The 12,494-nt window shown below is 72.7% G+C and carries 9 protein-coding genes and 3 tRNA genes; all 12 read left to right on the plus strand.

Annotated elements, in window-relative coordinates:
* Positions 1 to 248: 248 nt before the first annotated feature.
* The 12 genes from ACYVHU_RS16625 to rpmG all read left to right on the plus strand — a co-directional run bounded on the left by ACYVHU_RS16625 (position 249) and on the right by rpmG (position 12,444).
* Positions 249 to 330: transfer RNA gene (locus ACYVHU_RS16625), tRNA-Tyr, on the plus strand.
* An 825-nt stretch (positions 331 to 1,155) separates the two neighbouring features.
* A complete protein-coding gene (locus ACYVHU_RS16630; RefSeq protein WP_078763229.1) occupies positions 1,156 to 1,380 on the plus strand; it encodes a hypothetical protein in 225 nt (74 codons plus the stop codon).
* A gap of 56 nt (positions 1,381 to 1,436) precedes the next feature.
* The gene (locus ACYVHU_RS16635; protein ID WP_078763230.1) at positions 1,437 to 1,655 is read left to right on the plus strand and encodes a hypothetical protein; all 219 of its coding nucleotides are present in this window, start codon (positions 1,437 to 1,439) and stop codon (positions 1,653 to 1,655) included.
* Between the two features lie 26 nt (positions 1,656 to 1,681).
* Positions 1,682 to 2,011 carry a hypothetical protein gene (locus tag ACYVHU_RS16640; protein WP_235001108.1) on the plus strand — a complete coding sequence of 110 codons (330 nt, stop codon included), beginning with the start codon at positions 1,682 to 1,684 and terminating at the stop codon, positions 2,009 to 2,011.
* Between the two features lie 266 nt (positions 2,012 to 2,277).
* Positions 2,278 to 2,802, plus strand: a complete 525-nt coding sequence (locus ACYVHU_RS16645; protein WP_078763231.1) for a hypothetical protein — start codon at positions 2,278 to 2,280, stop codon at positions 2,800 to 2,802.
* 152 nt (positions 2,803 to 2,954) lie between these two features.
* Positions 2,955 to 3,677 (plus strand): DUF2397 family protein, encoded by a 723-nt coding sequence (locus tag ACYVHU_RS16650; RefSeq protein ID WP_078763232.1) that lies wholly within the window; start codon positions 2,955 to 2,957, stop codon positions 3,675 to 3,677.
* 94 nt (positions 3,678 to 3,771) lie between these two features.
* Entirely contained in the window at positions 3,772 to 4,995 is a 1,224-nt protein-coding gene (locus tag ACYVHU_RS16655; RefSeq protein ID WP_078763316.1) for a TIGR02678 family protein, read from the plus strand.
* Positions 4,996 to 5,176: 181 nt separating this feature from the next.
* On the plus strand, positions 5,177 to 9,538 hold the full coding sequence (locus ACYVHU_RS16660) for a TIGR02680 family protein (RefSeq protein ID WP_498948959.1): 4,362 nt from the start codon (positions 5,177 to 5,179) through the stop codon (positions 9,536 to 9,538).
* Positions 9,539 to 9,717: 179 nt separating this feature from the next.
* A complete protein-coding gene (locus tag ACYVHU_RS16665; protein WP_078763234.1) occupies positions 9,718 to 11,823 on the plus strand; it encodes an AAA family ATPase in 2,106 nt (701 codons plus the stop codon).
* A 115-nt stretch (positions 11,824 to 11,938) separates the two neighbouring features.
* Positions 11,939 to 12,011: transfer RNA gene (locus ACYVHU_RS16670), tRNA-Thr, on the plus strand.
* Between the two features lie 109 nt (positions 12,012 to 12,120).
* Positions 12,121 to 12,193, plus strand: a tRNA-Met gene (locus ACYVHU_RS16675).
* 86 nt (positions 12,194 to 12,279) lie between these two features.
* Positions 12,280 to 12,444 carry a 50S ribosomal protein L33 gene (gene rpmG, locus ACYVHU_RS16680; RefSeq protein WP_159457292.1) on the plus strand — a complete coding sequence of 55 codons (165 nt, stop codon included), beginning with the start codon at positions 12,280 to 12,282 and terminating at the stop codon, positions 12,442 to 12,444.
* The last annotated feature ends 50 nt before the right edge of the window (positions 12,445 to 12,494 follow it).

Consider the following 12,494-nt stretch of genomic DNA (forward strand, 5'->3'; position numbering starts at 1 on the left):
GTGTGCTCGCACCCCCGAGATGGTTGCTGGGCCCCGCCTCTGCGCGCGGCCGACGACTGGTGCCGTTGCCCCGGGCCGCTGTCGGCGGCCGTCCGGACACGGCAGAGACAGAGCTTAGCCGGGGGGCGCCATCCCGCCCGTTCTCACACTCGGGGCGCCGGATCGGGCACGTCGGGCGCCGATTTCGTGTCCGGGCCCGATCTCCGCTATCCTCTTTCACGTCGCCGACACCGCGTCGCGACGGACCCGGCAGGTTGCCCGAGTGGCCAAAGGGAACGGTCTGTAAAACCGTCGGCTCAGCCTACGCAGGTTCGAACCCTGCACCTGCCACTTCGAGCGAGGCCCCGATCGATCCGATCGGGGCCTCGTTTTCTGTTCCCGTGCGGGAGCGGGGGCATCCGGTTTCTCGGAAAACCCCTCCCTCGTGCCGTCACTCTCGGTTACCATCGGTGTGTCACCGCGGGAAATCCCCCGGACTCCGGTAAAGCGCCGGAGGACGACGTGGGGCCTTCTGCCCGCGAGTGAGGTGTGGTCCCGTGCCGCCCTGTCCTGCGGGCGGACCGATCCCTTGTGCATGATGCCGGCCTGGGCCGGCCCGTGTCCGTCCTCCGTCGTCCCGGTCGTCCGGTGTGCCGTGCCCTCTGCCGGCCGCCGATGTCCTCGTTTCCGTGTTCCCGGATACCGTGTGCCGTCCCGCGGAGCCGGGGTTAAGGCATGTCCCTAACCCGGCGCCGCGGCGTTTCGCCATGCCCAAAGACCGCTTCGCGGCTTTCCTCCCTGGGGTCCGTGCGCTCTCGCGCCAGGGGCGGTCCGGCCGCTCCGTTGTGGGTCGGACGGGCCTCTCCCGGCCGGTGGCACGGGGTTTCACGGCCCGAGAGGGGGAGGGGTCCGCGCTCCTCACCGCCCGCGACGGTTCCAGCCTCCTGTCCGGAGAAGGCGCCGGAAAGTCGGAAAAATCAACCACTTCCATTTCGCGCCATTGTCAATTTCTTTGAACAATGGCGACCAAATGAGCGAACCGGACATAATGATTTCTCGCTTTTGGGCTTTGACAAAATCCGGCCGGTGCTCAATGATTACCGATGTCCGCCGCGATTGAGGGGCGCTGATCAACGCCCTGTCACCCAACCTCGAATCGACTCTTCAGGGGTAATTGTGTTCAAGAAGTTCTCGGTTGTCGGTCTGATCGCCGGTGCGGCTCTCGGTTCGGTTCTGATGGCCGCCCCCGCCCACGCCGAAGACGACAACGACAACGCCCAGGTGGCCGCGGTCCAGCAGTGCAACAGCTCGATCAACGTCATCGGCATCCCGATCAACGCCCTGTCCAACCAGGAGATCGGCCAGTGCGTCAACGGTCCGCAGCAGACCGTGAACGACTAATAGTCCCTGAATTCTTTTTCTTTCCCTTTTCTCTTCTGGTGCAAGGAGTACCTTCCATGCTTCGCAAGATCGCTGTTGCCGGCCTGCTCGCGGGTGCCGCCTTCGGTTTCGTCGCCGCCCCCGCCCACGCGGACGAGAGCAACAACAACGGCCAGGTTGTCGCGCTCCAGCAGTGCAACAGCTCGATCAACGTCATCGGCGTTCCGGTCAACCTGCTGTCCAACCAGCCCATCGGCCAGTGCGTCAACGGTCCGCAGCAGACCGTCAACGACTAGTACGTACGACGGAAGGGACGCGCACCATGCTGCGTAAGTTCGTCGTCGCCGGCCTGCTTGCCGGTGCCGCGCTCGGATTCGCCGCCGCGCCCGCGGCGGCCGACGGGCACACGTTCAACCAGAACGTCCAGGTGATCACGCTCCAGCAGTGCAACAGCTCGATCAACGTCGTCGGCGTTCCGGTCAACCTGCTGTCCAACCAGCCCATCGACCAGTGTGTCAACGGGCCGCAGCAGACCGTGACCGAGTCTGAGTCCGAGAAGAGCGAGTCCACCCCGGAGAAGCCCAAGGGCGGCTCCGAGACCGAGGAGCAGGCCGGTTCCGAGAAGGAGACCGACAAGCCCAGCGGTTACTGACCGCCGGTGCCCGGGTGAGGGGACGGGGCCCCGCTCCCTCACCCGCCGGTTCGGCCTCGTGCCTATCGGGGTTCCCCGTTCTCCCGCGAAGGGAGGGCGGGGAACCCCTTTTCCGTGTGCTCCCACATGGGCCGCGCGCCTGGGGGAAGGCTGAGTAGGCGCGTCGCTCCCAGGGAGACGGAAACCGCGAACCTAGGGTTACTCACAGTGAACGGAAAAGTGGCGGCGGAACGGACGAACGGGAGGAAGTCATGAGGAGAACCCAAGTGACCGCCATTGGGGCGCTGTGCTCGCTGGTGCTGCTCGGTGGCTGTGGTGGACAGGAGGCCGCGGAACAGGAGCGCGACGAGGCCGTGCCCGAGGCTGCGGAGGAACCCGCGCCGCACCAGGGACACGGCCGTTCCGGTACGGCGCGCACCCCCGAGGACGACGCAGGACAGGGCGCCGGCGAGGTCTTCGTCTACAATACCTACCAGGCCGAGGAAGGGCGGGCGGATCGCGAGCCCGCGACGCTGACCGCCTCGGAGCACACCACGTTCCAGAACCTGGAGTGGACGTCGTGGGACGGCGCCTCCGCGACCGCCGAGGGGGAGATCCTCGGCACCTGGTGCCTGCCCGAGTGCCAGGACGACCCCTACGCGGCGACGATCACCCTCGTGGAGCCCGAGGAGGTCGACGGCACCCTCTACTACACGGGGTACACCGTCGAGTCCGAGGAGCTGCCCGAGGAGATGCGGGAGAAGATGGAGGAGGCCGACGACAGCGCTCTCATGCTGCCGTCCGCCTCCTGATCCGGATTCGGATCGCGAACCGCCATCGACGCGGAAACCGCAGTTCAGCGGCCTTCGGGGAGAGGTTCCGCCGGGTCCCCGGGCCCGAATCGGGACACGGGTGCCGTGAGGAGTCCCTAGGCTGCTGAATTGTGGGTGATGACGCGGCTCAGATGACGCAGACCGGTCCGACGGACCCCGACCCGGCTGCGCTCCCACCCCGGCCAGGGGAGGGGGCGCTCGACGACGGCCGCTCCGCGCCGCGGCACGGGCGTGCCGCGCTGCTGCGACTGGCCAGATGGTTCGAGGGCGCCGACCCCGAGGCGGCCCATCGGCTCTTCACCGCGGCGTTCGCGCTGTACCCCGCCCGGCATCTGGAAGGGCAGGGGGAGGACACGGTGGCGGCCACCACGGGGTGGTGGGACGCCCCGCCCTCCGCCGGCGTCGCGGTCAGGTCCGCCCGGCGTTCCGCGCCCGGACCGGTCCACGACCACACCGAACAGCAGACGCGGTTGCGCGACGCGGCCGAGGCCGCGGCCCATTGGCGCCGCTCCGCGGCGCAGGAGGTGCGCGACCTCCTGGCCGAGCCCACCCGGGACGGCGACCGCCCGCAGTTGAGCGGGGCCGCCCTGGAGGTGCTCATGGGCCTGCTCACCGCGGCGCTCGGCACGGACGACGCCGCGTCGGGGGCCGGGACCGCCGCCGACCTCGAACTCGACATCAGGCTGCGCGTCATCCCCGCCCCGGGAGCGACGCTGACGCTGCGCGAGGCGGGGGGCGAACTCGTGCTCCGTGACCTGAGCCTGCACGCGACCCGCTACGCCGGCGGTACGGACCCATCCGTGGAACCGGACTCCCCAACGGAGTCCTCCTCGGAACTGGCGCACCCCGCGTGACGTCACCGCGGGCGAGACCCGCGAGGCGGGGGCGGGCGAGCGGAGACGGCCCGGTGTCCGGGGGAAGAGGGATCGAGGGAAGGTGGCGGCGGCCGTGGCGGCCAAGGACGACATCGCACTCATCGTGGAGCGGCAGACGGCGGCCCGGCGGCTCCTCGCCGACCCCCTGGTGACCGCTCACCGTCATCCCGAGGACTTCACGCTGGTCAGCGCCCACTCGGAGTGGCTGGTCCAGCGTTTCCAGCGGGTTCTCGGCTACCGCCTGGTCGTGGCCGCCGACCACGCCCGACTGGTCAAGAGCGGAATCCACGACGCGGTGGTGACCCCGCTGGTCCGCGACAGCGGTGCGGAGTTCACCCCCCGCTCCTACGCCTACCTCGCGCTCGCGCTCGCCGCGCTCGTCGACGCGCCGCCCGTGGTGCGACTGGCCGAACTGGCGGCGTGGGTGCGGGAGGCGGCGGTGGAGGCGGGCCTGGACCTGGACCCCGCGGACCGCGCCGCCGAACGGAGGGCGTTCACCGCGGCGTTGCGGGTCCTGTCCCGTCGGGGGGTGGTCGGCGAACGGGACGGTTCGCTCGCCGGCTACGCGGCGGACGGTGAACACGAGGTCCGGTTGGAGGTCCGCGCCGACATCGCGCGCAGGGTCGTCGCCCATCCCCCGCACGCGGTCGAGGAACCGGACGTGTTCCTGGCCGAGGCGGCGCGCGACGACGCGGCCGGCGACCCGCACAACGCCGAACTCACGATCCGCCGCCGGCTCGCCGAGACCGCGGTGCTCTACCGCGACGACCTTCCCGCCCCGCAGCGTGTCTGGCTGGCCCACCACCAGTGGCGGGCGGTGGCCGAGCTCGGTGAGCTCCTCGGCTGCGACGCCGAGATCCGGGCCGAGGGGATCGCGCTGGTGCTGCCCCGGGACGGGACGCAGGACGGCGGCTGGGCGGGACGGTCCGCCGTGTTCCCGGGGCCGGGCCCGGTCGGCCGGGCCGCGCTGCTGCTGATCGGCCGGCTCGCGGCGCTCCTGCGCCCCGAGCCCGGCTCGCGCGGACCCGTCGAGATCCCCGCCGACCTGCTCAGCGCCCAGCTCGCCGACCTCCTCGACGAGGAGGACGCCGCGCGCTACTGGCCCCGCGCCGCCGTGGGCTGCCCGCCCGATCCCGGGGACGTGGCCGCGCGGGTCCTGGCGCTGTTGGGTGACGCGCGGCTGGTGGACCGCCCCGACCCGGGTCCCTCCCAGCTCGACGGGTGGAGGCTGCTCCCCGCAGCCGCCCGTTACGCCTCCTCGCCCCGCGAGTCCGGGACCGGGGAGGCCGACCGGTGAGAGGCCGATCACACGTGGGCCGCGTCGGGCCCCGGGCGCGGACGTCACCACGGCGGATGGGACGGGACGTGCCGGTGCGCGCCCGGCGCGCACCGGGGATCCGGGACAATGGCAGTGCCGCCCGCGCATGGCGATCCCGGCGCGGCGGCGCGGCTGGTCGGTACAGAGCGGAGGGCGGTCGATGAGCGACGCGGGTCACCCCGAGACGACACCTGCGCGGACCGCCGACCCCCATCGCTATCGACTCAACCGGGCCGGCATCCACAACGTCTGGCAGTACGACGACCACGTCTTCGAGTTCGCCGAGGGACGGCTGCTGTTGCGCGGCCGCAATGGCGCGGGGAAGTCCAAGGCGCTGGAGATGCTGCTGCCGTTCCTGCTCGACGGCGACGCCCGCCGCCTCGACACCACGGGGACCAGCCGGACCAGTCTGCGCTGGCTCATGCTGGGCGGACAGACCGCCTCCGGTGAGGACGATGGGCGGGACGAGGGCGCGCACACGACCGCCCTCGGTTACCTGTGGGTCGAGTTCGCCGGACAGGACGACGAGGAACGGCCGCGCCGCCGCACGCTCGGCGCGGCCGTCGCGGCCTCCCCCGACGACGCCGACGCCAGGTGCGTCTTCTTCGTCACCGACCGGTCCGTCGGCACCGACCTCGATCTCGTCGTCGAGGGACGCCCCCTGCCCATCGAACGTCTGCGCGCCGAGGTCGGGCCCGAGAACTGCTACGACGCCGCAACGGCCTACCGGGCCCGGGTCATGGACGAGCTCTTCGGCATCGACGACCCCACCCGCTACCGCAACCTCGTCCACCTGCTGTACCGCCTGCGCCGGCCCACCGTGGGCGAGCGTCTGGAGGCGGGGGAACTCGTCTCGGTCCTCGCCGAGGCGCTCCCGCCCATGGACGAGCGGGTACTCGACGAGGTCGCCCGCAACATCTCCGACCTCGACTCCGCCCGCGCCCGCCTGGCGGTGCTGCGCTCGGCGAAGGAGGGCGTCACCGGGTTCCTGGACGACTACCGCCGCTACCTGCACGGCGCGCTGCGGGCCCAGGCCGCCGCCGTGCGGGCCCAGATCGACGACCACGCCCGTCGGGACGCCGAGGTCGCCCGGCTCGCCACGGAACTGACCGATCTGGTGGCGGCCGAGGCCGAAGTGCAGGAGGAGCGCGACCGCGCGCGTCGCACGCGCGACACCGCCGCCGCCGACGCCGCCACGCTCGGTTCGAGCGAGCCCGGCTCGCCTCCCCCCGAGGAAGGGGAGCGCCAGGCCCGCTACGCGGCGGTCGTCGCCTATATCCGGGCCGCCGAGTCCGCCTGGGCCGCCGCGGGCCACGCCCTCACCAACGAGCGCAACGCCGCGGCACAGCTCGCCTCCGGCATCGCCGGCATCGAGCGTCGGATCACCGCGATGCGCGCCCCGCACGCCGAGGCGACGGCCCTCGCCCGGGCCGCGGGGGCGCCTCCCGGCGCGTTGGGGGAGATCCCGCAGGTCATGGCCGTCACCCTGGCCCCGCGCGAGAGCACGACCCATGTCGACCTCGAAGGTCTGGAACAGGCCGTCGAGCGCGAACCGGTCCAGGGGATCGACATCGCGCGTCTGCGCGGACGCCTGGCCGAACTGCACGACCGCCTCACCGCGGTCGACGACTGGGCCGCCCGTCGGACGGCCGCCGCGACCGCCCTGTACGACCGCACGGTCGAGTTGGCCGAGGCCGAACGCCGGGCGAGCGCGCTCGCCGACGAGGCCGAGTGGAGCGACGGGCACCTGGAGCGGGCTCTTGAACGCGAGCGCGCCGCCATCGAGGCCGTGCGGGCGGCCAGCGCCGCGCACGCGGCGGCGGTGCGCGAGTGGAGCGCCGCGTTGCGCGACGCCGTGGCCGACGCCGGCGGCGACCTCTCCGGGCCCCTCGCCGACCTGGAACAGCGGGTCGAGCTCCCCCTCGACGAGGAGCTGCGGGTGCTGGACATCGAGGTGCCGGCGGAGGTCATCCGGCACGCCCACGAGATCGTCGCCCCCCTCGTCTCCGAGCTGCGGGCCCGGCGCGACACCGCCGTCGGCGAGGAGCGCGAGCTCGTGACCGAGCTGGACGAACTCTCCGAGCGCCGCAAGGCCCTCGAAAACGGGCATCTGGCCCCGCCGCCGGCCTGGGCCACCGCCGAGCGCGGGGACGCCCGGGGCGTCGCCTTCCACCTCGCGGTGGACTTCGCCGACCACCTCTCCGCCGCCGAACGCGCGGGACTGGAGGCCGCGCTTGAGACCAGCGGGATCCTGTCCGGTTGGATCGCCGCCGACGGCACGGTCGTCGACCCCGCGACCCGTGACCTCGTCCTGCGCCCCACGGCGCCGACCGCCGGACGCACGCTCCTCGACGCGCTCACCCCGGTCGAGGTGCCCGGGTCCGGCGTGACCACCGCGACCGTCGCCGCGCTGCTGCGGGCGGTCAGGCTGGCCGAGGCCGACGAGAGCGGGGCGGCCCCGACCGGTGACCACGACGCCTCCGGCGGGATGGTGGGGACCGACGGGCGCTGGCGGCTCGGCGTCGCGGGCGGGGCGCACCACAAGGACCGCGCCGAGTACATCGGCGAGGCCGCGCGGGCCGACGCCCACGACCGCCTCCTGGCCAACATCGACCGGCGTATCGCGATCGCCGAGGCGTTGCTGGCCGAGGCGGGAGAGCGCAGGGGAGCCGTCGAGGAACGGCACGAGGCATTGGTGCGGGTGGCCCGCTCCGTCCCCTCGGGCGCGGGGCTGGCCGCGGCCTGGGCCGCCCTCGACAACGCCCGCGCCTGGCTGGTGACCGCCAACCGCGACGCCGCGGCGGCCCGCCGCGCCGCCGACACGGCCCGCGCCACCGTGCTGGAGCTGCGCGCCGAGGTCGCCGCGCACGCGCGCGAGCACGTCCTGCCCGAGGGGCGCGAGGAGCTCGTGGCGATCCTGTCGGCGTTGGCGCGGCTGCGGGTCCACGTCGCGGCGGCCTACCGCGACCTCGGCGACATCGCCGGACGCCTGGAGGACTACCACCGCCACGTCGCCGAGTGGGAACGCGCCCGCGCCGATCGGGTGGTGGCCGAGGACGTGCGCACCGCGGCCATCGGCGACATGATCACGGTGCGTCGCGAGACCGAGCTCACCGACCGCGCACGCTCCGCCTCCCCCGAGCAGATCGGCAGCGCCGTCGCCGAGGTGCGGGCCCGCATGGACCAGGCGGCCCAGCGGCTGCCCGAACTCGAACGGGCCGCGCGCGAGGCCAGGGACGAACGTGTCGCGGCCGAGACACGCCACGCCACGGCCCTGCGCGAGCGGGTCGAGCAGGCCGAACGCGTCCTGGCCGCGGGCGACCGGTTGCGGGCGATGCTCTGCACGGCCGACGGCCACGTCGACTCCGAGCTGCTCGTCGCGGCGGGCCTCGACGACGCCGACGACGACTCCGGCCTGCGCGCCGCGCTGGACGCCCTCAGCGCGGCCGAAGCCGCCGCGCGCGCCGGAGAGGAGGGGGAGGAGGACGTCGACGCGCGGGTGCGCGCGCTCGACACGCTCGTCACGGTCCTGGAGGAACGGCTCGACCCCGACCCGGCCCACGACGTCGACAACAGCGGCATTCTGCGCAGCCGCGAGGAACTCCACCGCCTGCTGGCCGGCGGAGGCGCCGCCGCGGCGCGCACCGAGCTGACCGAGCCGGCCGGCGTCAAACGGCTCACCGTCCACGATGACGAGGGAGCCCACGACATCACCGCCTACGCGGCCCGGCTCGACACGGCCATCGCCGAGGCCGAGGAGACGGCGGCGCTGCGCGAGGAGGAGGCGTTCGAACGCCACCTCCTCGGTGAGCTCGCCGCCCACCTCTCCCGCCAGATCTCCGAGGCCCGCGAGCTCATCGCGACGATGAACGAGGTGCTCGGCGACGTCACCACGTCGCAGGGGCTGGGGGTGCGCCTGGAATGGGCGCTCGCCCCCGACGCCGACGAGGACGTCAGCGCGGTCGTGCCGCTGCTGCAACGCCCGGCGGAGAAACGCACCAGGGTCGAGACCACCCGACTGCGTGACGCGCTGCGCCGCTGCATCGAGGCCATCCGCCGCCTCGACCCGACCGCGGCCAACGGGGCGCAACTTCGCGCCGCGCTGGACTACCGCTCCTGGTTCGCCTTCACGGTCTATGTGACCGACGCCGCCCACCCGGGGCGGGAGCGCCGGCTCACCCACCGCACCGCGCTCAGCCAGGGCGAGCAGCGCGTCATCGCCTATCTGGTGCTCTTCGCGGCGGCCGCGGCCCGGTTCGGGGCGCTCGCGCCGCACGCCCCCCGGCTGATCCTTCTCGACGACGCCTTCGCCAAGGTCGACGAGCCCACGCACGGGCGTCTGCTCGGGCTGCTCGTCCAGCTCGACCTCGACTTCGTGTTGACCTCGGAACGTCTGTGGGGATGCTTCCCGAGTGTGCCGAGCCTGCACGTCTACGAGTGTCTGCGCGATCCCGCGGTCCCGGGGATCGCGACGCTGCACTTCACCTGGGACGGCACCCGCCGGCGCCTCGTCGGGGTCTGACCCTCCGCCGCCGGCCTCCTCGAAGGGGTGTCCGCGGCCGCCCTCGGCCGCGGGCACGGACTCCTTCCCGGTCAGCGGCGTGGAGACGGCGGGCGCCCGAACGGCTTCACGCGGACAGGGCGGAAAATTCGTACATCAGGCTCTACTCTGCAAAGACGAAGTCGAGATACGGAGCGGGTGTGGTGACGACCGTGACGTCGGCCGATACAGCGTTCACCGGACGGGCTCCACGGTGGCGGGAGAGCGGGGCCGGCCCCGAGGCCTCGCTCCGAGAGCGTCTCGCCCACTCGGGGCTCGACCACGAGGCCCGGCAGTGGGTCGTCGCGGCCCTGCTCGGGGACGAGGCGCTGGCCGCCCGGACCCGGGGCGAGCAGATCGAGGTCCCCGATCCGGGCGGTCCCGCTCCGGCCGGGAACCGCCCGCGGCGCGGGTTCCTGGGCAGGGTCGAGGTCCAGGGTTTTCGCGGCATCGGCCGCTCCTCCGCGCTGGAGTTCCCACCGGGGCCCGGCCTGACCGTCATCGTCGGGCGCAACGGTTCGGGCAAGTCCAGCTTCGCCGAGGCGATCGAGGCCGCCCTCACCGGCCGCAACCTGCGGTGGGACGCGATGCCCACGGCGTGGCGCGACGGCTGGCGCAACCTCCACTTCGACGACCGCACCGAGGTCAGCGTCGACCTGTACCTGTCGGGGGAGGAGCACCCGACCCGGGTCACGCGCACCTGGACGGGCGACAGCGTGCGTTCGGCGCGCGGTCGGGTCGTCCTGCCCTCGGGCGAGACCGTTCGGCTCGGGGACCTGGGGTGGGGTGAGGAGCTCGTCCGCTACCGCCCCTTCCTGTCCTACGACGAGCTCGGCCGGACCGTCACCGGGCGCGCGGCCGAGCTCTACGACACCCTCACCGCGCTGCTGGGCCTGACCGAACTGGCCGAGGCCGAGCGGCGGCTGGCCAAGGCGTGCGACCGGCTGGCCAAACAGGAGAGCCGCCCCGGCCGCGACCTGCCCTACCTGGTCGAGCAGCTGAACGGAAGCGCCGACCCGCGTGCCCGGCGCGCCCTGGAGATCATCGGGTCCTCCTCGATCGACCTCGACCGTCTCGCCTCGATCGCGGCGGACGACGGGCCCGCCGACCCCGCCCAGGAGGTCGTGCTGCGGCGGCTGCGCCGTCTCGCGGTCCCCGAGCGCGGTCTCATGACCGACGTGGTCAACGAGCTGCGCGGCGCGGCCATGGAACTCGCGATGGTCGCCGACAGCAAGGGGGCGCGGGCGCGCGGCCTCGTGGAGCTGCTGAACCAGGCGTTGGAACACCACCGGCGTCATCCGGCCGAGCGCGACTGCCCGGCCTGCGGCACCGGCGGGGCGCTGGGTCCCGACTGGGCGGACCGCGCCCGCGCGCAGATCGCGTCGCTGGAACCGGTGGCGGCCAGCGCCTCGGCGGCCTACGAACGCGCGGAGGCGGCCCGGGACCAGGCCCGCTTCCTCATGGCCCCGCCGCCCTCCTGGCTGCCGCCTGAGAGCGATCTGGGGCGCGTCTGGGCCGACTGGGCGGCCGGGGCCGCCATCACCGACCTCGGCGAGCTGGCCACCCACATCGAGGAGACGGGGCGGCGGTTGCGCTCCACGGCGATCGCCGCCCGCAAGGCCGCCACGGAGCGGCTCAACGACCCCTCCGACGGCTGGGCCGCGCTGGCCGAACAGCTCGCGGCCTGGACCGACGACGCGCGTGAGGCGGTGAAGGCGCGCGAGACCCTGGGACCGGCGGCGCGGGCGCTCGAGTGGTTCGCCGCGACCGCCCGCGCGCTGCGCGAGGAACGGCTGCGGCCGCTCGCCGCGCACGCCGAACGGGTCTGGCGCCGGCTCCGGCAGGAGCGTCACATCGACCTTGAGGCGCTGCGCCTGGTGGGCAGGGGTGCCCAACGCCGCGTGGCCGTGGACGTCGCCGTCGACGGCGCCGATGTGTCGGGCACCTCCCCGGGGCTGCTCAGCCAGGGAGAGTTCCAGGCGCTGGCCCTGTCGATCTGCCTGCCGCGCACGCTCGCCCCGGGCAACCCCTTCGGTTTCCTCGTCCTCGACGACCCGGTGCAGGCGATGGACACCGAGACCGTGGAGGGGCTGTCGGCGGTCCTCGCGGAAGTGGGGCGTCATCGCCAGCTCATCGTCTTCACCCATGACACCCGGCTGCCCGACGCGCTGCGCAGGCTCGGGCTGCCCGCCATGATCCGGACCATCCAGCGCGACGCGATGTCGAACGTGTGGATCGCGGATGAGGCCAGCTCAGTGGGGGTGTGAGGGGCGGGTGGAGGGGGCGTGGGCCGCCGATTTGGCACTGCACCCCGAAACCCCTGTATAGTCATGACCAACGCGAAGGGCGGAACCCCGCAGAGGGGGGAAGCCGCAGGAGCGTGCCCCTTTAGCTCAGTCGGCAGAGCGTCTCCATGGTAAGGAGAAGGTCTACGGTTCGATTCCGTAAAGGGGCTCTACCACTTGACGAGATCCGGTCCACTCAGGTGGGTGGCCGGCGGTGGTCCCATTCGCCGGTCTGATCGGGTTCCGGTATCCTGATGGTTGTCCGGTTTCCCGGCTCTTGGCGGAGTAGCTCAGTCGGTAGAGCAAGCGGCTCATAATCGCTGTGTCGTCGGTTCAAGTCCGGCCTCCGCTACTACCTGCGCGACCCCTGACTCGTTCAGGGGTCACCGCGGGTCTTTTTCAGTGTTCGAATGTCGTTCAGCAGAAAGGCACTCCAACGTGGCTGCCACCGACGTGAGGCCGAAGATCACCCTGGCCTGCCAGGAGTGCAAGCACCGTAACTACATCACGCGCAAGAACCGTCGGAACACCCCCGACCGTCTTGAGCTGAAGAAGTACTGCCCGAACTGCCGCTCCCACCGCGAGCACAAGGAGACCCGCTAGGTCTCTCCGTCCCGGACGGGACGGATGGCGTGGCCGCCCGGCAGAACGGC

Source organism: Marinactinospora endophytica, from assembly GCF_054780875.1.